Here is a 21598-nt window from a genome sequence, read left to right on the forward strand (position 1 = left end):
TCATATTCTAGCATAAAGAAGAATCCAACTATAGTTGGAAAATATGATAAAGAAAGGAAGATAAACATGAAAAAATTGCTGGCTGCCGGTATCATTGGATTGCTGACTGTCTCCTTAGCCTCCCCGTCTTTTGCCGCTGAGAAACATGACACAAATGTAGCTGTGTTGTTTGATGGAAGCGGAAGTATGATTCAAAAAACAGGGGGAGAGCGCAAAATAGACATTGCCAAAAAATCAGTAAAGTCTTTTGCCGAGCTGCTTCCGAAGGATACAAATCTCATGCTTCGCGTTTTCGGACATGCTGGAAACAACAAATTGTCCGGCAAAGCTCTTTCATGCAGCACGACGGAAACCATTTACGGCCTTCATCCATATGAAGGATCGCTGTTCGACAATTCATTGAGTCAGATCAAGCCGACTGGCTGGACACCGATTGCCAAAGCACTTTCAGATACAAGAAAAGAATTTGAAGCATTTGACGCTGACGGGAAAAACGTGGTGTATTTAATCACTGACGGTGAAGAAACATGCGGCGGAGACCCTGCAGCGGAAATTGAAAAGCTTCGTGAATCGAATGTGGATACCATTGTAAACATCATTGGCTTCAACTTTGATATCAAAGGTAATGAAGAGATGAAACAAGCGGCTGTTGCTGGAGGCGGAGAATATATTTCAGCGAACAGTGCGGATGAGTTCGAACAGGCTTGGGAAAAAGAAGCACAAAAGTTTGCTGAGTAAAAAAACCAACCAGTTAGGCGCTCCCCCAGGCGCCTTTTTTAATTGGTTTAAAAACAGTTGGGGCGGGAATGATACCCTTAAAAGGGGTTGAACATATGAGATTATTAGGAATGATTTTTCTTATTGCCGCCGTGGCATTCATATTGCTCGGTGTTTTTCTAAAACTGGCAGCCTTCTTTTTTGTCAGCATGCTCACATTGATCGCAGCTATCGTGCTGTTTACGATCCTGAAAAAGAATCAGCATAATCAAACATAGAGCCCTTTTATAAGGGCTCTTTTTTATGTCTCAGAATTCGACAAAATCCGAGGAGTGTGAAAAAATATAAAGGCAGGAACATTGCGGAGGGGAAGAGACATTGAACGATAAAGTAACTGCGGTCAGGGATGTATGGCGCTATGAACAAGGGGAAATAAGCAAAATAAAAGACCGGATGGTGACGGAATACCCTTTGACAGTAATACTTAACGGAAGTGAATTTGTGACGCTCGTTTGTACGCCGGAGCATATCAAAGAGCTTGTCATCGGATTTCTCGCATCAGAGGGTGTTATACGATTTCAAAAAGAGATTAAAAGGTTTACAATAGATGAAAGTCTCGGTTTTGTTTATGTCGACCTCGTTCATCCTGAGACATTGGATCAAAAGGATTATACGAAACGGGTGATCGGCTCATGCTGTGGAAAGGGCCGCCATTTTTATTTTCAGCAGGATGTTAAAACCGCCAAAACGGCTGTCAGCCAAATCAAGATATCGCCTGAAGCGTGTCTGGCGCTTATGAGAGACATGCAACAAGGGAGCGGAACGTTTCAGGACACGGGAGGCGTTCATAATGCGGCGCTTTGCGACACAGAGAAGCTGCTGTTGATGCGCACAGATATTGGCCGGCATAATGCACTTGATAAATTATACGGACACTGCCTTCTGAACGGGATGTCCGTCCGCGACAAACTGATTGTGTTCAGCGGCAGAATCTCATCAGAAGTCCTGTTGAAAGCGGCAAAAATCGGCGTGTCGATAGTCATTTCCAAATCGGCCCCGACGGAGCTTGCGATTCAAATGGCGGAAGAATTAAATATCACAGCGATCGGGTTTGTCAGAAACGGATCATTTAATGTATATACACACCCTGAGAGAATCGGGGATAGGAAGGGGCTGTAGCTATGATTACAGAATCGCGTCAGATGTTGGATAAGAGGAACAGGCCGCTGAGAGACCTTCGCATTTCTGTTACAGACCGCTGCAACTTCCGATGCACGTACTGTATGCCCGCCGAATTATTCGGCCCGGATTATCCTTTTTTAAAGAAAGAGGAGCTGCTTTCGTTTGAGGAGCTGGAACGGCTTGCGACGCTGTTTGTCACAAGGTTCGGCGTTGAAAAAATCCGCTTAACCGGCGGAGAGCCTCTCATGAGAAAGGATATGCCGGAATTAATCAAAAAACTCGCCCGCATTCCGGGTGTCCGTGATATTGCGATGACGACAAACGGATCACTGCTGCCTGTTTATGCGGAGAGGCTCAAGGAAGCCGGGCTGAAACGGGTCACGATCAGCCTTGATTCCCTAGAGGATGAGCGTTTTAAAAAGATAAACGGACGCGGGGTTTCTGTCAGCAAGGTGCTGGAAGGCATTGAAGCGGCGAAGCAAGCGGGGCTCGGTGTTAAAATCAACATGGTTGTCCAAAAGGGTGTCAATGAAAAAGATATACTGCCTATGGCCCGTTATTTTAAAGAAAAAGGGCATATCCTGAGATTTATCGAATTTATGGACGTGGGCAACACTAATCAATGGGAAAAAAAGGACGTCATGACAAAGGCGGAAATCATTGGTTTGATCAATGAACACATGCCGGTTGAACCGTTAGCGCCGAATTATAAAGGTGAAGTGGCTTCCAGGTTCCGCTACTTGGACGGATCTGGAGAAATCGGCGTTATATCATCTGTATCTGATGCGTTCTGCGGATCGTGCAACAGGGCTCGTCTCTCTGCGAGAGGGGAGCTGTTCACCTGCTTATTCGCTTCTAGCGGATTTGATCTCAGAGGGCCGGTTCGCCAGGAATTAAGCGATGACGAACTGTCAGAGATGATCGGCACCGTATGGAAAAATCGGATCGATCAGTATTCGGTCGATCGTACGCTATCAAAAGCATCAGGCAAAAAGAAAGTAGAAATGTCTTATATCGGCGGTTAATATGTAATAAAAAGCTTATCGGCACTGTCCGGTAGGCTTTTTTTTGATGAAAAGCATATGTGCAAAAAATACATACAAAAACCGAAATATATAAGGATAGGCATAAAGAAGGAATCATTGTGAGAAAATTTTAATTCCAAAGCCATACATTATGATAAAATATAACCAATTAGAAAATAGAAAGGGTTGGAGGGGCATGGCCGCGTACGAGATCCCGTCATCTCAAGTAGGAGTGAAAATCAATAAGTGGTATAAGCACATTTTAGCATTTCAAGTGGCTGATGCCGTTAAGCTGAAAGAAGAGATTGATCAAGACATAGAACAGATGGAAGAGGATCAGCTGCTTCTCCTGTATTATCAGCTGATCAGTTATCGGCACCAAATTATGCTGGATTATGTAAAGCCCGACCTGCACGAGGAATCTCAGCTTCAATATCGTGAATTGATCAAAACGCTGGAAAGCAATCAGGACAGCATCTCGGGATTATCTGAGTATTATTTTCACTTGTTCAGAGGAATGTACGAATTTGAACAGAACAATTACATCTCGGCTATATCCTTTTATCGGAAAGCTGAGAAGATGCTCGCGTTTGTAGAAGATGAAATTGAAAGAGCGGAATTTCACTTTAAAGTGGCGGAAGTCTTTTATATTATGAAGCAGACGCACTTTTCCATGAACCACGCCGTACAGGCGCTTGAGACATACAAGGCTAACGACTTTTACAGAGTCAGAAGAATTCAATGCCATTTCGTCATATCAGGAAACTACATTGACTACAGACATTATGAAAAAGCGCTTGAACATTTGGATGACGCGTATCGTCTGGCTTTATTGGAAGGACAGCCCCGTTTGACTGGATCAGCCCTTTATAACATCGGGAATTGCTATGATGACAAAGGAGAGCTGGATAAAGCCGCGGAATACTTTGAAAAAGCGCTTCCTGTCTTTGAAGAGCATCAGCTGGAACAGCTCCCAAAAGCGCTCTTTAGCCTGACTCGCGTTCTTTTCAAAAAGCAAGATGTCCAAGCTGCGATGCGATACTATGAAAAAGGAATTGCCATCGCCCAAAAACGAAACGACTACTTCAGTCTGGCAAAATACAAATTTCTGCAGGGCCTATATGTGGAATCTGTTAATTTGGATATGATTCAAGAAGTATTTGACTATATGGAAGAAAAAGCCCTTTACGTATATATTGAAGAATTCGCTTTGGATGCTGCCTCCTATTTCAGTCATCGCGAACACTACAAAGAAGCGGTGTATTTTTATGAAAAAGCGGTCAATATGAGAGAGATGATCCAAAGAAGCGACTGTTTATATCAAGTGTAAGACGAAACCATCTGCTGCCGGATGGTTTTTTTATATACAAAAAAAGGTGAGCACTAGAACGTTTATTTTCGGACAGAACAGGAAAAATCGCTATATATGCTTTTGATCAAATTCTAAATAGCTGGGTTCAGACGGTGCCTGGGTCAATGACAGGCGTGAGGGGGAATTCGATGTTCGGTTTCAATGATATGGTGAAGTTTCTATGGTCTTTCCTCATTGTTCTGCCGCTTGTACAGATCATACATGTTTCAGGGCACAGCTTCATGGCACTTATTTTTGGCGGAAAAGGATCGTTGGATATTGGGATGGGCAAAACGCTGTTCAAAATTGGGCCGATACGGATCAGAGCGATCTATTTCATAGATTCTTTTTGCAGGTTTGGTGAGCTGAAAACCGACAATCGGTTCTCACATGCACTCGTGTATGCCGGGGGCAGCCTGTTTAACCTGATAACGATTTTTACGGTCAATTTGCTGATTATACACAGTGTATTAAAACCGAATGTGTTTTTCTATCAGTTTGTCTATTTTTCTACGTATTATGTGTTTTTCGCCCTGCTGCCGGTTCGATATTCAGAGAAAAAGTCATCAGACGGGCTGGCGATTTACAAGGTGCTCCGCTACGGGGAGCGCTACGAAATCGATAAATAACATTCAAATGTTTACCGTCTCACAGAAAGGGAAGGTAACAAGTACACACATAAATGAAGGGAGAGAGATCAACATGGGTAACGATGGTGTAAAAGATAAAATGAAAGGCGGCTTAAATAAAGCCAAAGGAGAAGCAAAGGATAAAGTCGGAGATATGACCGATAAAGCGGACATGCAGGCTGAAGGCAAAAAAGACAAGGCGAAAGGCGAGATCCAAAAGGATATCGGGAAAGCAAAGGATACATTCACAAATAAAGACTAATCATACAGAAAAGGCAGGAAACGATATGGTTCTTGCCTTTTTTTTTGTGCGCTATTTTGGATGTGAATAAATATAACAAAAAAAGTAATAGATTTGGTTAAAGTATCTAAATTTTTGAAATATTCTTTGAATTTATGACCCTCTTCTATATAATAATGACATGAGTTGTTAACTTTTATAACATTATATGGTTAAATCAGGGAAATGGAGGTTCTGAATGAAAAACAAAGGGGTTGGAATACAGGCTGTTTTTCTGTTGTTTCTGATCATGGTGTTGATGACGGGATGTGCTGCGCCGAAGAAAGTGTCAGAAGCCAGCGGGAGTGCGAAAAAAACAGTTGATATCGACACAAGCGGGGATTCAGTAAAGGTCGGGATTCTTCACTCACTAAGCGGGACAATGGCCATCAGCGAAGTGTCCGTCCATGATGCAGAGTTAATGGCGATTCAAGAAATCAACCAAAAAGGCGGAGTTCTCGGCAAAAAGCTTGAACCCGTCGTGGAAGACGGCGCTTCAGACTGGCCTACATATGCCGAAAAAATGAGAAAACTGCTTCAGCAAGACAAAGCGGCTGCTGTTTTTGGCGGATGGACATCTGCAAGCCGCAAAGCCATGCTTCCGGTAGTGGAGCAAAACAACGGGCTGCTGTTCTATCCGGTGCAGTACGAAGGAATGGAGTCATCACCTCATATTTTTTATACCGGAGCAACGACGAATCAGCAAATTGTGCCGGCTGTCGATTGGCTGCTGAAGAATAAAGGGAAAATCTTCTTTCTGATCGGATCAGATTATGTGTTCCCGAGAACAGCCAACAAAATCATTAACGCGCAAGTGAAGGCGGCCGGGGGAGAAATTGCCGGTGAAGAGTATACGCCGCTCGGCCACACGAATTACAGTACACTCGTCAGCAAAATCAAAGAAAAACAGCCCGATGTCATTTTTAATACGTTAAACGGTGACAGCAATGTGGCGTTTTTCAAACAGCTGAAAGACGCGGGGATATCGGCTGATGATATGCCTGTCATGTCGGCAAGTGTCGCTGAGGAAGAAATTCGGGGGATCGGCCCTGATGTGCTAAAAGGACATTATGCGGTGTGGAATTACTTCCAGACAACCAATACGAACGAAAATCAAACATTCGTGAAGAACTATAAAAAAATGAACGGCGATAGCCGGGTGACGAGCGATCCGATTGAAGCTGGCTATAATGCGGTCTATCTCTGGGCGGCAGCTGTTGAAAAAGCCAAGTCCTTTGATGTCGATAAGGTGAAGAAAGCAGCTGACGGGATTGCATTTAAAGCCCCGGGCGGCACAGTGAAAATCGACGGAGGTACACAGCATCTTTACAAAACGGTCAGAATTGGGCAAATCACGGGGAGTGGACAGTTTAAAGAAGTATGGAACTCAGGTGATCCGGTAAAACCTGATCCGTATTTAAAAACGTACGACTGGGCAAAGGGGTTATCTAAATAAATCAAAGCCGTTTGCGGGGGAGGAGGCGGAGCATGTCTGTCGTCGTAACTCAATTATTTAACGGGATCAGTCTCGGTTCTATTTTGATTCTTATTGCGATTGGATTGGCCGTTACATTCGGTTTGATGAACATTATTAATATGGCGCACGGTGAGCTGATTATGGCAGGAGCCTACACGACATATGTTGTTCAGCAGCTGTTTTTAAGCTATTTGCCGGCTTCTCTGTTTTCTTACTATTTTTTAATCGCTATTATCATGGCATTTGTGGTTGCTGCGCTTATTGGGATTGTTATTGAAACGGTGATTGTCAGGCAATTATATGACCGTCCGCTCGACAGCCTTTTGGCGACGTGGGGAGTTAGCTTGATACTGCAGCAGGCAGCCAGATCGATTTTTGGCGCGCCGAATGTGGCCGTCAAGTCTCCTGAGTGGCTGACGGGAGGAGTAACGCTGTTTTCCGTTACCTTTCCGTATAAAAGGCTGTTTATTTTGGCACTCGTTCTTTTTACGCTGGCGCTGCTCGGATTGTATTTGTTTAAAACCTCTGCGGGGCGGCGAATGCAGGCTGTTACGCTGAACCGGAGCATGGCATCGTGTCTCGGCGTATCTGTGAGAAAAACAGATACATTGGCTTTCGCGCTCGGAAGCGGACTGGCCGGTATTGCGGGGAGCTCACTCACATTGCTTGGTTCGATCGGGCCTACTCTCGGTTCGTCATACCTTGTCGATGCCTTCATGATCGTCATATTAGGCGGAATCGGAAAATTAAAAGGCACCATTATCGGCGCGGTGACGGTCGGTTTGCTGAGCACATTCGTTGAGTATTCCACAAGCGCTACGATTGCTAAGCTAGTCGTGTTTGCATTTATTATTCTCTTTCTGCAATGGCGGCCTTCAGGTCTTGCGAGTGTCAGAACGAGATTACTTGATTAGGAGGGAACCGGATGAAGCGGTTTTCACAATTCAGTCCGTATCTTGTGATGTTTGCCCTTTTTATCTCCGCTCCGTTCTTTCTGCAGGAGTTTCGATTGGGGCTGTTGGCGAAGTTTTTATGCTTCGCGATTGTAGCGGTCGGCATTTGCCTGATTTGGGGATATACAGGCATTTTGAGTTTGGGGCATGGCGTCTATTTCGGATTGGGCGCTTACTGCATGGCCATGTACTTAAAAATAGAAGCCTCACCGTCAGGCATTCCTGATTTTATGGAGTGGACCGGCGTCAGTGAACTGCCGTGGATCTGGGCAATATTCAGGTATCCTTTTAGTGCGATTGCCGCAGCTGTTATTGTACCTGTTTTTTTGGCCTTTTTACTCGGTTACTTTACCTTTCGCAACAACATAAAGGGTGTTTATTTTTCGTTGATCTCTCAGGCTGTTGTGGTGGTTGTGGTCACATTGTTCATCGGCAGCCAGGAAATCACCGGCGGCACGAATGGCCTCACGAATTTCTATACCATTTTTCAATATGCTCTGGCCGATCCTGCAATGAAGCAGATTTTGTATTTTACGACTGTCTTTTTCCTCGGTGTTTCTGTCGTGTTGGCTTTGTTTCTGACGAGAAGCCGTTTTGGGCGGCTACTGCAGGCGGTGCGTGACGGAGAAAACAGGGTTCGTTTTTTCGGGTATCATTCCACTGTTTTTAAAGTGTTTATTTACTGTGTATCCGCTGCGATGGCGGGGATTGCCGGGATGCTGTTTGTGCTTCAGGATGGGATGATCTCGCCGGAAATGATGGGCATCATCCCTTCGGTGGAAATGGTGCTGTGGGTCGCGATCGGCGGCAGGCACTCCATTTTCGGGGCGGTGCTTGGCGCGCTGTTAACCAACGGCATGAAAAGCTATTTGAGTGAATATTACCCTGACATTTGGCTGTACTTCCTCGGCGCGCTGTTTATCATCGTTGTGCTCTATATGCCAAAAGGGATTGTCGGGCTGTTCGAGAAGGTGAGAACCCAGCTTTCTTCCTCAAAAAAGAAAGGAGCGGCTGCTTATGAAACCGATACTTACCTGCCGTGATGTGAAGGTTGAGTTTGATGGGTTTTGGGCTTTGCAGGGTGCTGATATCAATGTGCAGGAACGCGATATCCATTTTTTAATTGGGCCGAACGGCGCCGGAAAAACGACTTTGCTGGACATCATTTGCGGAAAAACGAAGCCGCATTCGGGTGAAGTGCTGTTTCAGGAAACAAATGAATTGACAAAGGCCCGGGAATATCAGATCGCCAAACTGGGAGTCGCCAGAAAGTTTCAGGCCCCAAGTGTTTTTACGCAGCTGACTGTGTTTGAAAATCTTGAGCTTGCCATGAAACAGAAAAAAACGATCCGTTCATTGCTGACAGCTCGTATGACAAAAGAGCAAAGTGACAGGATCATAGACATCCTGCGGCTGGTTGGGTTAGATGACAAACGGGCCCTAACAGCAGGCAGCCTGTCACACGGACAGAAGCAATGGCTTGAAATCGGGATGCAGCTAGCCATGGAGCCAAAGCTTTTGCTGCTGGATGAGCCGATTGCCGGCATGACGGGGAAGGAGCGGGAAAAAACCGGAGCCCTGCTTGAAGAAATTGCAAAATCGTGCTCTGTTCTGATTGTCGAGCACGATATGGATTTTGTGCGCTCGTTTTCTAGGAAAGTCACGGTAATGCATGAAGGCAAAGTGCTCTGTGAAGGGTCGATGGATGACATCACAAGCAATGAAGAGGTGGCAGCGGTGTATTTAGGAAGGAGCGGTGTGTCATGATTGCCGTCAGGAATGTAACGTCCGGTTACAATCAATCGATGGTTTTGCACAGCCTCAGCATGGAGGTTCGCCCGGGGCAGATTGTCGCTGTATTAGGCCGAAACGGAGTCGGCAAATCCACCTTGTTGAAAACAATCATAGGCCTGCTCCCGGCAAAACAGGGAGATATTTGTTTTAATCAAACGTTTGTTCAAAACGAAAAGGTGGAAACACGGGCAAGAACGGGAATTGCGTACGTTCCGCAGGGAAGAGACATCTTTTCCTCCTTAACCGTTCGTGACAACCTGCTGCTTGGGGAAGAGCCGCTTCCGAAGAAGGAACGAACGGGGCAGATCAAGGAAGAGATTCTTCAGTGGTTTCCCGTTTTGCAAGAGATGCTTGACCGCAAAGGCGGCGATTTAAGCGGAGGCCAGCAGCAGCAGCTTGCAATTGCCAGAGCGCTGATGGGAAATCCAAAAATTATTTTACTTGATGAACCAATGGAAGGAATTCAGCCGTCAATTATCGAACTAATCAGACAAGTTATCGTAGACATTTCCAGAAAAAAAGACATTTCCGTTGTTTTAGTCGAACACAGTCTGGAAAACGCGTTAACATGTGCTGACTACCTTTATGTGATCGACAGGGGAATGGTTGTTGACCATGGAAAGGCTGATGAAGAAACGGCACGCCGCTTTGAAAGGCATCTTACCGTATGACCCGATATTTGAAGAAAGGGAGGTGATGTCCCGCCTGCATGATCCGCAAATTCGCAGTAACCGCATCTGCTTTATGCGATAAAAGAAGGAGGACTACAGATGAAACTGACACCGGTTGAACAAGAGAAATTGCTCATTTTTGCAGCGGGGGAATTAGCCAAACAGCGAAAGGCGCGTGGCGTTCTGCTCAACTACCCTGAGGCTGCCGCTTATATCACCTGCTTTATCATGGAAGGCGCACGTGACGGAAAAGGAGTAGCAGAGCTGATGGAAGCCGGCCGCCATGTGTTAACAGAAAAAGACGTGATGGAGGGTGTTCCTGAGATGCTGGACAGCATTCAGGTGGAGGCCACATTTCCGGATGGAGTGAAGCTTGTTACGGTACATCAGCCAATTTCTGCGGAGGTGAAGGCATGAAGCCGGGAGCATTCCAAATTGCTGAGGGAACGATTACGATTAATGAAGGCCGTGAGACACGGGAGGTAGCGGTACAAAACACCGGATCACGCTCCATTCAAGTCGGCTCGCATTTTCATTTTGCGGAAGCCAACGGGGCATTATCATTTGACCGTGAGCAGGCGATCGGCATGCGCCTTGATGTTCCATCAGGCACGTCGGTCCGTTTTGAGCCGGGCGAGCAGAAAACAGTCACGCTTGTGGAAATCGGAGGACGAAAGACAATTAGAGGCCTGAACGGAATGGCCGACACGTTTATCGATGAACGCGGCAAAGAAAAAACGTTAGCCAATTTAAAACAAGCCGGCTGGATGGAGGGTGTAATCCGATGAAAATGTCACGCGAGGAATATGCGGAGCTGTTTGGCCCGACAACGGGCGATAAAATCAGATTGGGCGATACGGATTTATGGATCGAGGTCGAAAAAGATTTCACAGTATACGGTGAAGAAATGATCTTTGGCGGCGGAAAAACGATCCGCGACGGCATGGGCCAAAATGGCAGAATCACAGCGAAAGACGGCGCTTTGGATTTGGTTATCACTAACGTCGTGCTATTGGATTACACAGGCATTGTCAAAGCGGATGTCGGTGTGAAAGACGGCAGGGTTGTTGGCGTCGGAAAAAGCGGAAACCCTGATATCATGGATGGTGTCGATCCGAATATGGTCATCGGCGCAGGTACAGAGGTGATTTCCGGGGAAGGTAAAATTTTAACAGCCGGAGGAGTGGACACGCACATTCACTTTATTTGCCCTCAGCAGATGGAAGTTGCGCTTTCTTCAGGTGTGACGACCCTTTTGGGAGGCGGAACAGGACCCGCTACAGGAAGCAAAGCGACAACATGTACGTCCGGCGCGTGGTATATGGCAAGGATGCTGGAAGCGGCCGAGGAGTTTCCGATCAATGTCGGCTTCTTAGGAAAAGGGAATGCATCCGATAAAGCGCCGCTGATTGAACAGGTGGAAGCAGGCGCCATCGGCCTTAAGCTTCATGAAGACTGGGGCACGACGCCAAGCGCCATCAAAACGTGTATGGAAGTCGTGGACGAGGCTGATATTCAAGTCGCCATCCACACCGATACGATTAACGAAGCGGGCTTTTTGGAAAACACCCTCGACGCGATCGGGGACCGGGTCATTCATACTTATCACATTGAAGGAGCAGGCGGCGGCCACGCCCCGGATATTATGAAGCTCGCCTCTTACGCAAACATTCTGCCGTCATCCACAACGCCAACCATTCCGTATACGGTTAATACGATGGATGAGCATCTTGACATGATGATGGTCTGCCACCATTTAGATGCGAAAGTGCCTGAAGATGTGGCGTTCAGCCATTCCAGAATCAGGGCAGCCACCATTGCGGCAGAGGACATTCTCCATGATATCGGTGCGATCAGCATGACATCATCGGATTCCCAAGCGATGGGGCGTGTTGGTGAAGTGATCATCCGAACATGGCAGGTAGCCGATAAAATGAAAAAGCAGCGCGGCACTCTTGCCGGAGAAAACGGAAACGACAATGTGCGTGCAAAACGCTACGTTGCCAAATATACAATTAATCCTGCGATTACTCACGGGCTCAGCCATGAAGTCGGATCGGTGGAAAAAGGAAAGCTCGCAGATCTCGTTTTGTGGGACCCGGTATTCTTCGGCGTAAAACCGGAACTGGTCTTAAAGGGCGGCATGATTGCACGTGCGCAAATGGGGGATCCGAACGCGTCCATCCCGACTCCTGAGCCGGTGTTTATGCGCCAAATGTATGCGTCTTACGGAAAAGCCAATCGCTCAACATCCATTACATTTATGTCTCAGGCAAGCATTGAGCGGGGTGTGGCGGAAAGTTTAGGGTTGGAAAAAAGAATTTCTCCTGTCAAAAATATCAGAAAGCTGAGCAAGCTGGATATGAAATTGAACTCAGCTTTGCCGAAGATCGAGGTTGATCCAAAAACTTATCAAGTCTTCGCTGACGGAGAGGAATTGTCTTGCCAGCCTGTCGATTATGTTCCGCTTGGGCAAAGATATTTCTTATTCTGACAAGACGCGGCCGGAATATATCCGGCCGTTCTATTGACTAAAAACGGTGCACAAGAACCCCGTATTTAGTGTATATTAGATGTTGACAAACGAATTAAATGTAACTATTATAGTTACAACGGTGGTGAAAAACATGATTAACAGCCGTCTTGCTGTTGCCATTCATATTTTATCTCTCATTTCAATGGATGAAAAAACATCTTCAGAAATCATTGCTGACAGCGTCAACACGAATCCGGTAGTCGTGCGAAGAATGATCAGCCTGCTGAAAAAAGCGGATATTCTTACATCACGCGCCGGGGTGCCGGGCGCAAGCCTCAAAAAAGATCCGGCTGATATTACTCTGTTAGATGTATATCGGGCTGTCCAAAAGCAAGAAGAACTTTTTGCAGTTCATGAAAATCCGAATCCGAAATGTCCGGTAGGGAGAAAAATTCAGAACGCACTGGATGAAACATTTGAAAGTGTGCAAAAAGCGATGGAAAATGAACTGGCAAGCAAGTCATTAAAAGATGTTATGAATCATCTCTTTTAATCAAAAGGGATGACTTCTCACCGCCGACATGTAACTGATATTGTTACAAATAAGGAGGAAATCAAAAATGAAAATTGGAATTATCGGAGCAAGCGGAAAAGCAGGAAACGAGATTTTGAAAGAAGCGAAAACAAGAGGCCATGAAGTGACTGCCATCGTCCGAAACGCTTCAAAAGTGCAGGAACAGGATATAGCGATTTTGGAGAAAGATGTGTTTGAACTGACTGCAGAAGACATTATGCCTTTCGATGCGGTTGTAAACGCGTTTGGAGCAGCACCTGACCAGGAACATCTTCACGTTGAGGCAGGCAGAGCGCTAATCAGCATTTTAAAGGATGCGAAAAACACAAGATTGCTTGTCGTCGGCGGAGCAGGAAGCCTGTTTGTTGATGAAGCCAAAACAACCCGTTTAATGGATACACCAGAATTCCCGAAAGAATATTTGCCGACTGCATCAAATCAAGGGGAGAACCTGAAAGATTTGCAGCAGACAGACACCATTTCCTGGACGTTCCTCAGCCCTGCAGCATTTTTTGATCCGGCAGGGAAACGGACAGGTTCTTACCAAAAAGGAAAAGACAATGTCATCGTAAACGAAAAAGGCGACAGCTATATCAGCTATGCAGATTATGCCATTGCTGTACTGGATGAGCTTGAACAACCTGCACACAAAAATGAACGCTTCACAGTGGTAAGCGAAGCGGAATAATAAAAAAACCCGGAGCTAGCTCCGGGTTTTTCCCATTAATAAGTGCTGTACGTATCGCTGAAAAGGCCATCAGCAATTCCAAGCATTAAAAAGATGAAGAAGGCGATAATCGCAAGAATGGATACAGCAATGCTTACGATCAAATAAATCCCTTGCATCTTTACAAACTTCGCGTAATTCTCCAGCATTAAGTCTTCAGACTGTCCGCTATTGTGCTCAGCCATTTGCCCTGCTTCTTTAGCTGACCGCATTAAAAAGATACCGGAAATAATTTGCAGTACGCCTGGCACGGCACCGATTAGAAAAAAGAACGCGCCTGAAAGCGCGGTAATTGCGCCCATAATAATAAATAAAATGCCTGTTGCTTTTCCCCATTTCGAAATGCTGATGAGGGTTTTGTTCATTGTTTCAGGATTCATGTATACTGGCTCCCCTTTACAAAAAAATACTCACTTTTCTTTTATACACTATTTGTGAGAAGTTTTGTATATAAAAAAATACATTTTTGGGATTGACCCTGACGCTGCGTGATTGTTTACGATAAAGGAAGAGGAGGTGTTATTTATGAAATACCAAGTCAAACAAGTGGCGGACCTAGCGGGTGTCAGCATTCGGACCCTTCATCACTATGACGATATTCAGCTTTTGAATCCTTCAGCGCTTACTGACGCAGGGTATCGTTTGTACAGTGATGCAGATCTGGAAAGACTCCAGCAGATTTTATTTTTCAAGGAAATTGGGTTTCGTTTGGATGAAATTAAAGAGATGCTGGACCATCCGAATTTTGACCGGAAAGCGGCACTTCAGTCGCAAATGGATATGTTGATGAAGAAAAAACAAAGAATGGAAAAGATGATTCAAACGATTGACAGGACACTTCAGTCTATTGAGGGAGGAGAACATATGAATAAGCGGGATTTATTTGCCGGATTAAGCATGAAAGACATTGAAGAGCACCAGCAGACATACGCTGATGAAGTTAGAAAGCTGTATGGAAGGGAAATTGCAGAAGAAACAGAGAAAAGGACATCTGCATACTCGGCTGACGATTGGCGCGCGATCATGGCTGAATTTGATTCGATTTACAGACGAATTGCGGCACGAATGGAACACGGGCCCGATGATGCAGAGGTTCAGGCTGCTGTGGGGGCGTTTCGTGATCATATTTGCCAATATCATTACGATTGCACACTCGACATTTTCAGAGGACTTGGGGAAGTGTACATCACTGACGAACGATTTACTGATTCAATCAATCAATATGGTGAAGGCCTTGCCGCTTTTTTGCGTGAGGCGATCATCATTTACTGTGACCAACAGGAAAAACCCCGGCCGTAAAGGCTGGGGTTTTGGCACATCTTATAAAATCGGCGATAACAGGCGCGAGACGGATTCTTTAATTCGAATCCATAAGGAGCGCTGCAGGTATTCCTCGTAGGTGTATTTTCTGGATACGAGCAAATCTTCTTTAAATGTAGAAACCAGTTTTTTCGCAATGATGATATCGTAAATAAATGCATTAACCTCAAAATTCAGCCTGAAGCTTCGGACATCGATGTTCGCTGTGCCGACTGATGCAATTTCGTCATCAACCACGATGGTTTTCGCGTGAATAAAGCCATTATCGTAAATATAGACAGTGGCCCCGGCTTTCAGCAGATCTCCGATGTACGAAAGTGTCGCCCAGTATACAAAGGCATGATCAGGCTTGTTCGGGATCATAATGTTGACGTCAACGCCCGATAGGCATGCGATCCTCAAAGCATCCAGCAGGCTTGCGTCCGGGATAAAATAAGGCGTTTGAATCAAAATGGAACGCTTGGCATTCGAAATCATTTTAATGTATCCATTTTTAATTTGTTCCCATTCGGAATCTGGTCCGCTCGTGACAATCTGCATCCCGACGTTGCCTTTTGGGCCGTAATCAGGAAAGTGATTCGGAATATATGTCAGCGTATGGTGATGGGAAGCTTGATTCCAGTCAAGGATGAAACGGGTCTGGATGGCGTGCACGGCCGTTCCCTGCAGCCGGATATGCGTATCACGCCAATAACCGAATTTCGGATTAAGCCCGAGATACTCATCTCCAACGTTAAATCCTCCCACATAACCGGTCATACCGTCTATGATGACAAGCTTTCGATGGTTCCGATAATTCAGCCGCAAGTTAATCGGCCTGAGCTTTGAAGGGAAAAAGACCTCCACATGCCCGCCGGCCTCGCGGAGCTCTTTAAAAAACTTTTTTCTCAGCGTTCTGGACCCGAGTTCATCATAAAGCACCCTGACCTGAACACCTTCTTTCGCTTTTTGGATGAGAGCGTCCCGTAATTTTTTGCCTAATTCATCACCTTTATAAATATAATATTGTAAGTGGATATGATCCTTAGCCTTCGCAATGTCATTCAGCAGCCGCTGAAACTTATCCCGTCCGTCTGTAATCACGTCAACTGAATTATCCTCTGTAAACACAGCATGGTTATTCATGATAAGCATATAAATTAAATCTTTGTTATCAAAGGTCGCCCGATTGTTGAACCGGAATTGCTTGTTTTCTAAATCTTCAAGCTGATGCTTCAGCAGCTTTTCAATTCCAATCTTTTTCCGGTCTTCCCATTGAAACAAATGCTTACGCCTGAGATTATGGCCGAATAATAAGTATAAAATAAAGCCTAAAACGGGAATAAAGAAAAGAACAAGCAGCCACGCCCAAGATGCGCTGGCATCGCGCCGTTCTTTGAAAATGACAATGATGGCCAAAAGAATATTTAAAATGAAAAAAAGTGATAAAAGGATGGAAGAAATACTCACTTTGTAACCCCGCTCATTCATATTTATCAAGAAGATTGCCATTAGTATTCCATGATTAACAGCGATCTGATTCCCATTACAAATTATAACACTCACATTTTAAAAGAATAAAGAGCGGCGATCCAGATTCTTCGTGAAAAATACGGGCAGATTTCTTTAAAACCTGCCTGCACCTGCGTTAAAATAAACACATATGATAACGTTCGTGAAGCCTTGCAACATCAAATAAAGGGGGAGGATTACATGAACTTTTACAGAGTTGAACAAATGCCGGGGTTCATTAAAACAGAAATGCAAAAAATTCAAAAGGCCGTACAGCCTTTCATGAAAAAAACCGTCATTTACCGTTTTCTTGCTATTCCGCTTGCTGCATTCTCTCTCTTTAATTTAGCTGCTTTTCTATTTCACGCTTCAGCTGATAGGGAGTCCTTGATCAGCGCAGGCATATTTGCCCTTTTGGCGGCGCTGGGGCTGGCATTTTTCAAAGAAGCAGGCTATCAGCATAAACAAATCCAAAAAACGGTTCACATTTATATGCTGAACAGGATCAAAAAGAGCGAAATCCTTTCAGAAGAGAGGAAAGACTCCTACACGCGACAGATTAAGGAAGAGCCGTTTGCGATGCGAAGTTTTGTGGAATTTTTGACTGAGGAAGACAGACGCAAGAAAATGTATTAAATAAGAACTGCACCCGGAATGTTGGGATTTGCCTGGCAATCGGGTGTTTTTTTAGGAGACAATCGGGATATGAACAGTCAAAATAAAAATGCACGGATTCGGTATGATTCCGAACTCATGCACCGTTTATTTTGGCGAGATATTACTTGTTCTCCGCTGGCAACCGTGTTGCTTTGTTGATTTCCTCCACTAGAGATGTCTGATCGATCCACTTGGTTGACACATCTTGATTTATTTTTGTAATGTGTTGGTTTTCTGATAAATAATCTCTTATCCGGCTGAAATAGAGCGGTTCGTTTTTGACATTCAGGTTTTGATATATTTGTTCAAACAGCTCTAAGTCTTTAGGTTCATCCAGTGTTAAACGCCATGATGGATAATGGAGTGCTTCTGGCAGGCTGACTTGATTGATGGAGAATAGGGAAGGGTTGTTTAAAAAATAAAAAGAAAGATATTCTGTATGGGTTAACGGTTTTGGCTGCTGTACAAGCCGCTGAAGGGCTTCAACAGTAATGATATTACCGGAAATTCCTGCTGAACTTGAAAGCTCCTGAGTATAATCTGCTCCTTTTTGCAAGTGCCGGTCAATTAAATATTGAAGTACTTCAGGTGAAACTGCTGGGCAATCACCTGTCACACGGATAATAATATCGGCTTTTGTTAAAGCTGCGGCTTCAAGCATTCTTTCTGCAACATTTTCGGGGGCGCCTCTCACGATTCTGACCTTACCGTTTAGAGTGAAACCTTCAAGCGGGTCGTCTTCAGGAAGATTTGACGTTGCCAACACAACTTCATGAACACCAGGGACAGCCAGGCAATTGATTAAACAGCGCTCAACAGAGGGGATTTCGTAAATAGGGAGTAGCGCTTTTTTCGGCAAACGAGTCGATTTTAGCCGGCATATCACTGCAATCGCAATTCTTGGACTTTTTATTTCGTTTGATGTAATTGGCTGGTTTAACGATAAATCAGCAGTTGCTACTTGAGGAAAAGAGTCCTCGGCTTGTAAAGGCATTAATGCATTCTTATTTCCGCATCTTTTGTAACTCGTTTTGCCCAGTGTAATGATTTCTCCTTTTTTTATATCACGGTTGGCTGTCACACGTAATGATGAATCATGCAAATACTTTCTTTCGGATTCATTTACTTCAGTTGAACCAGCTGCATTTTGGGCCTGCTGGAGCTTTTCCGTCATCAGTTTGAATTCGTTTGGCTCAAGTGAAGAGTAATAATCAAACCCTTTAGCTGCCCGATTTAGGGTAATATGTTTTTCAATAACAGCTGCCCCTGAGAAATATGCATAGACAGGAAGGTCGACCGCAAGCGGATGATCTGCGTCAATGTGATCCGCAAATCCAATTTGAACATTGTATCTATTTTTTAGGTGTTGAACTCGTTTTAGATTAATATCCTCTAATTTTGTCGGATACCCTTGAAATCCATGCATGAGAATGAGCTGATTTTTCATATGTTGTTTTACAAGCGACACCATCTGATCGATCTCATCTTCGTACCAACCCCCAACTCCAATGAGTACAGGCTTTTCGGTCATACCTATCGTTTTCATGATCTCTGTGGATTGAAGGATGGTTGTTGGAAGCTTTATGCCATCAATGTCATGCTGTAGGTGCAAAAAGAGCTCTGCCCCCCATGAATCGAAAATATCTACCCAAATTTCTAATCCAAGTCTTTTTCCATAAGCGACACAACTTTTCCATACATCTTCATTCAAAAACAGCTCGATATAAGACTCATAAGCAAAAAAACACGGTGTTGCAATACAGTCATACTTGAACCACTGAAATTTCACACCATCTGCTCCGCTTTCTGCAGCAGCCTTGATGAGTGTTTTGAGGTTCTCCTCTTTTCCTTGATGAGCGTTTGCAATTTCAGCAATGACTTTTACTTCTTCCGAAATGCTGTTACTTTCCAAATGCCCCGCTCCTTTATTTTTTATTGGGACAATCCTGCAGTGATCTGGCAGGTGTCACTTGACAAAGCTGTTTACAAAAAAAGACCAAGTCGTTTTATTAGATTGTATGCTTCCTTAAGAACTTGGTGTTTGCACCTGCCTGCTTTGTTTGGAAAATATCATCAAATTGAAGTGAAGTGTGAAAAATAGACAATAAAAAAAGGCATGGTTCCGTTTTATCTGGAACCCATGCCCGGTACTGTAGACAAAATTTCAATGCTTTTACTCAAACACTGGATCATCCTCATAATAATAAGAATCTGGATCCTCATACGTATTGGTGTTTTCAAAAGCGGCAATGCCGATAACCACCAGCATGAAAATAACCAAAATAATCCCGATCAGGCCTGTTAAGATGCTGGATGCTGCGTAAAACAGCTGCATTTTAATAAACGTTCCATAATTCTCAAGCATGCTTTCACCCGCGGTGCCGGAAAGATTTCCGTCGGCTTCCGCGGCTGCTTTTGCTGAACGCATCAGAAAGACGCCCGAAATAATGAGCAGTACGCCTGGAATGGCACCGATCACTGTCATCAAAGTAGACAGAGTGACAAGCGACCCCATAATGATCAGCAAAACACCTGAAATTTTGCCCCACTTGGCAATGTCTGATAGCGACTTGACAGCAGAGGCGCTCAGCTGGCGGCTCTCACTTGCTGCAGGTTCAATTTCCTGCTCAGCGGGGCTATTTTCTTCATTATGATTTTCAATCTCGTTTTCATCTTTATCCAGACTCATCATGACAGCTCTCTCCCTAAAATTTTTAAATCGTATCTTTTGCCGTCCATTTCGGCAATGCCGGGAAATAGTCCCCATTCTGTAAACCCGTGCTTTTCAAACAGCTTCAGGCTTGGTTTATTATGTCCGAAAATGAAGGCCATAAGTGAGCGGATTCCAAGATCCCGCGCAATGCGGAGCGCTTCCTGAAGCAAATACGATCCAACGCCTTTGCCGCGGCATGCTTCGTCAATGTATATGCTGACCTCCGCTGTTTTATTATAGGCGGGCCTTCCATAAAATGTTTCAAAGCTGATCCAGGCAGCGACGTTCCCGTTTTCGTCCTCGGCAACATAGAGGGGGCGTGTCTCTGTATGGCCCAAAAACCATTCCATCCGGTCTTCAGGAGTTACCGGTTCGGTATCGGCTGTTACCATTCGAGAAGCAATCGTTGAATTATAAATCGCAACAACAGCCTCCAAATCTTTATTTTCAGCAAGACGCAATGTCATGTTCATACGTTTTTGGCACTCCTCTCAAAAAAAATGACATATTTTCGTATCAGTCTGCGCAAACTACATCTAAAAAAAGTTTTTTGGATAGGTGTATATATTTTCAGAAAAGTGTTCAGAATGTTGCTGAGGTGATAAACAATGAGAGAGGAAGAAAAGAAAACTTCTCAAGTCAAAAAACTTCAGCAGTTTTTTCGTAAACGCTGGGTGTTCCCTGCAATTTACTTAGTCAGTGCGGCCGTCATTTTAACAGCTGTCCTTTGGTATCAATCTGTTTCAAATGATGATGTAAAGGATCAGTTGGCTGATAACGGCGGAAACTCCGCATATGACAACAACGACGATGCAGTTGAAGTAGGAAAGTCAATGGAAAATGTCGCAATGCCGGTTGTTGATTCTGAAAACGTTTCTGTTGTGAAAAAGTTCTATGAAACCGATGCCGCAAAAGAAGAGAAAGAAGCAGCACTCGTTACCTATAATAACACGTACAGCCTAAGCAAAGGAATTGACTTAGCTGAGAAAGACGGAAAAGATTTCGATGTTTCTGCTTCTCTAAGCGGTACGGTTGTAAAAGCTGAAAAAGATCCAGTGCTGGGATATGTTGTGGAAGTTGAGCATGCCGACGGATTATCGACTGTGTATCAATCTCTTTCTGAAGCAAGTGTTGAGCAAGGTGACAAGGTAAAACAAAACCAAGTGATCGGAAAGTCTGGCAAGAACCTTTACAGCGAAGACAGCGGAAACCACGTGCATTTTGAAATCCGTAAAGACGGAGTCGCAATGAACCCGCTGAACTTTATGGACAAGCCGGTTTCTTCTATTGAAAAAGCAGCAGCTGCTGAAGAAAAAGCTGCCACTGAAGAAACAGAAGAATCCATTCAGCAATCTTCCGAGAAAAAGGATGGATCAACTGAAAAAGGAACAGAAGAAAAATCCGGTGAGAAAACGGATGATTCAACTGACAAATCTGGTTCTAAAGAAAGCAGCACAACAGAAGACACTGAACAGTCTTAATGAAGAAAACGTCTATCCGTGTGATGGGCGTTTTTTTCTGTTACTTTTTGCTTTGTTTCACCGTCTATGTAGTTACACAT

General features: G+C 44.6%; 25 protein-coding genes. 20 read left to right on the forward strand and 5 right to left on the reverse strand.

Translation table 11 applies throughout. The features are described 5' to 3' along the window. Positions 1-66: 66 nt before the first annotated feature. The 17 genes from AC4CV5_RS02375 (at position 67) to AC4CV5_RS02455 (ending at position 13817) form a co-directional block, all read left to right on the forward strand. Positions 67-738, forward strand: coding sequence for a vWA domain-containing protein (locus tag AC4CV5_RS02375; RefSeq protein WP_166847287.1), 672 nt, complete (start codon positions 67-69; stop codon positions 736-738). A 95-nt stretch (positions 739-833) separates the two neighbouring features. Further along, positions 834-995: a hypothetical protein gene (locus AC4CV5_RS02380; RefSeq protein WP_019259723.1), complete on the forward strand. Its 162-nt coding sequence runs from the start codon at positions 834-836 to the stop codon at positions 993-995. Between the two features lie 100 nt (positions 996-1095). Continuing rightward, positions 1096-1896: a formate dehydrogenase accessory sulfurtransferase FdhD gene (gene fdhD / locus AC4CV5_RS02385; protein ID WP_490922024.1), complete on the forward strand. Its 801-nt coding sequence runs from the start codon at positions 1096-1098 to the stop codon at positions 1894-1896. Between the two features lie 2 nt (positions 1897-1898). Further along, positions 1899-2924: a GTP 3',8-cyclase MoaA gene (gene moaA, locus AC4CV5_RS02390; RefSeq protein WP_166847292.1), complete on the forward strand. Its 1026-nt coding sequence runs from the start codon at positions 1899-1901 to the stop codon at positions 2922-2924. Between the two features lie 196 nt (positions 2925-3120). Further along, positions 3121-4254, forward strand: coding sequence for a response regulator aspartate phosphatase RapB (rapB, locus tag AC4CV5_RS02395; protein ID WP_222142198.1), 1134 nt, complete (start codon positions 3121-3123; stop codon positions 4252-4254). 170 nt (positions 4255-4424) lie between these two features. Next, on the forward strand, positions 4425-4904 hold the full coding sequence (locus tag AC4CV5_RS02400) for a hypothetical protein (RefSeq protein WP_166847298.1): 480 nt from the start codon (positions 4425-4427) through the stop codon (positions 4902-4904). A 73-nt stretch (positions 4905-4977) separates the two neighbouring features. Beyond that, on the forward strand, positions 4978-5166 hold the full coding sequence (gene csbD / locus AC4CV5_RS02405; protein ID WP_166847301.1) for a stress response protein CsbD: 189 nt from the start codon (positions 4978-4980) through the stop codon (positions 5164-5166). Positions 5167-5383: 217 nt separating this feature from the next. Continuing rightward, positions 5384-6640 (forward strand): urea ABC transporter substrate-binding protein, encoded by a 1257-nt coding sequence (urtA, locus tag AC4CV5_RS02410; protein ID WP_490922025.1) that lies wholly within the window; start codon positions 5384-5386, stop codon positions 6638-6640. Positions 6641-6672: 32 nt separating this feature from the next. Next, positions 6673-7575 (forward strand): urea ABC transporter permease subunit UrtB, encoded by a 903-nt coding sequence (urtB, locus tag AC4CV5_RS02415; RefSeq protein ID WP_490922026.1) that lies wholly within the window; start codon positions 6673-6675, stop codon positions 7573-7575. Between the two features lie 11 nt (positions 7576-7586). After that, a complete protein-coding gene (urtC, locus tag AC4CV5_RS02420) occupies positions 7587-8657 on the forward strand; it encodes an urea ABC transporter permease subunit UrtC (RefSeq protein WP_490922027.1) in 1071 nt (356 codons plus the stop codon). After that, positions 8632-9381, forward strand: a complete 750-nt coding sequence (urtD, locus tag AC4CV5_RS02425; protein WP_373922864.1) for an urea ABC transporter ATP-binding protein UrtD — start codon at positions 8632-8634, stop codon at positions 9379-9381. The genes urtC and urtD overlap by 26 nt, the downstream gene beginning before the upstream one ends. Beyond that, a complete protein-coding gene (gene urtE, locus AC4CV5_RS02430; protein ID WP_490922028.1) occupies positions 9378-10079 on the forward strand; it encodes an urea ABC transporter ATP-binding subunit UrtE in 702 nt (233 codons plus the stop codon). The genes urtD and urtE overlap by 4 nt, the downstream gene beginning before the upstream one ends. 99 nt (positions 10080-10178) lie before the next feature. After that, positions 10179-10496 carry an urease subunit gamma gene (gene ureA / locus AC4CV5_RS02435; RefSeq protein ID WP_166847319.1) on the forward strand — a complete coding sequence of 106 codons (318 nt, stop codon included), beginning with the start codon at positions 10179-10181 and terminating at the stop codon, positions 10494-10496. Continuing rightward, positions 10493-10867 carry an urease subunit beta gene (gene ureB / locus AC4CV5_RS02440; protein ID WP_166847322.1) on the forward strand — a complete coding sequence of 125 codons (375 nt, stop codon included), beginning with the start codon at positions 10493-10495 and terminating at the stop codon, positions 10865-10867. Before ureA ends, ureB begins: the two co-directional genes overlap by 4 nt. Further along, positions 10864-12573, forward strand: coding sequence for an urease subunit alpha (gene ureC / locus AC4CV5_RS02445; RefSeq protein WP_166847325.1), 1710 nt, complete (start codon positions 10864-10866; stop codon positions 12571-12573). Before ureB ends, ureC begins: the two co-directional genes overlap by 4 nt. A gap of 133 nt (positions 12574-12706) precedes the next feature. Next, the gene (locus AC4CV5_RS02450) at positions 12707-13108 is read left to right on the forward strand and encodes an Rrf2 family transcriptional regulator (protein WP_166847328.1); all 402 of its coding nucleotides are present in this window, start codon (positions 12707-12709) and stop codon (positions 13106-13108) included. 67 nt (positions 13109-13175) lie between these two features. Continuing rightward, entirely contained in the window at positions 13176-13817 is a 642-nt protein-coding gene (locus AC4CV5_RS02455) for an NAD(P)-dependent oxidoreductase (protein WP_490922029.1), read from the forward strand. 35 nt (positions 13818-13852) lie between these two features. Here the strand turns inward: AC4CV5_RS02455 and AC4CV5_RS02460 are convergent, their stop codons facing one another. Further along, positions 13853-14236, reverse strand: a complete 384-nt coding sequence (locus tag AC4CV5_RS02460) for a DUF5362 family protein (RefSeq protein ID WP_268553463.1) — start codon at positions 14234-14236, stop codon at positions 13853-13855. A 145-nt stretch (positions 14237-14381) separates the two neighbouring features. Between AC4CV5_RS02460 and AC4CV5_RS02465 the strand changes: the two genes are divergently transcribed. After that, on the forward strand, positions 14382-15155 hold the full coding sequence (locus AC4CV5_RS02465; RefSeq protein ID WP_490922030.1) for a MerR family transcriptional regulator: 774 nt from the start codon (positions 14382-14384) through the stop codon (positions 15153-15155). Between the two features lie 21 nt (positions 15156-15176). Here AC4CV5_RS02465 and cls read toward each other — a convergent pair whose 3' ends face one another. Then, positions 15177-16625 carry a cardiolipin synthase gene (cls, locus tag AC4CV5_RS02470; protein ID WP_490922031.1) on the reverse strand — a complete coding sequence of 483 codons (1449 nt, stop codon included), beginning with the start codon at positions 16623-16625 and terminating at the stop codon, positions 15177-15179. 243 nt (positions 16626-16868) lie between these two features. Between cls and AC4CV5_RS02475 the strand changes: the two genes are divergently transcribed. Next, a complete protein-coding gene (locus AC4CV5_RS02475; protein ID WP_014115472.1) occupies positions 16869-17303 on the forward strand; it encodes a DUF5392 family protein in 435 nt (144 codons plus the stop codon). Positions 17304-17445: 142 nt separating this feature from the next. Here AC4CV5_RS02475 and AC4CV5_RS02480 read toward each other — a convergent pair whose 3' ends face one another. From AC4CV5_RS02480 to AC4CV5_RS02490, 3 genes are all read right to left on the reverse strand, one after another. Beyond that, a complete protein-coding gene (locus AC4CV5_RS02480; RefSeq protein ID WP_326222272.1) occupies positions 17446-19236 on the reverse strand; it encodes an N-acetylneuraminate synthase family protein in 1791 nt (596 codons plus the stop codon). Between the two features lie 261 nt (positions 19237-19497). Then, on the reverse strand, positions 19498-20016 hold the full coding sequence (locus AC4CV5_RS02485; protein WP_166847345.1) for a DUF5362 family protein: 519 nt from the start codon (positions 20014-20016) through the stop codon (positions 19498-19500). After that, entirely contained in the window at positions 20013-20504 is a 492-nt protein-coding gene (locus tag AC4CV5_RS02490) for a GNAT family N-acetyltransferase (RefSeq protein WP_166854575.1), read from the reverse strand. Before AC4CV5_RS02490 ends, AC4CV5_RS02485 begins: the two co-directional genes overlap by 4 nt. A gap of 141 nt (positions 20505-20645) precedes the next feature. Between AC4CV5_RS02490 and spoIIQ the strand changes: the two genes are divergently transcribed. Beyond that, entirely contained in the window at positions 20646-21518 is an 873-nt protein-coding gene (gene spoIIQ / locus AC4CV5_RS02495) for a stage II sporulation protein SpoIIQ (RefSeq protein WP_166847364.1), read from the forward strand. Positions 21519-21598: the final 80 nt, after the last annotated feature.

Source organism: Bacillus sp. NS1 (assembly GCF_058248265.1).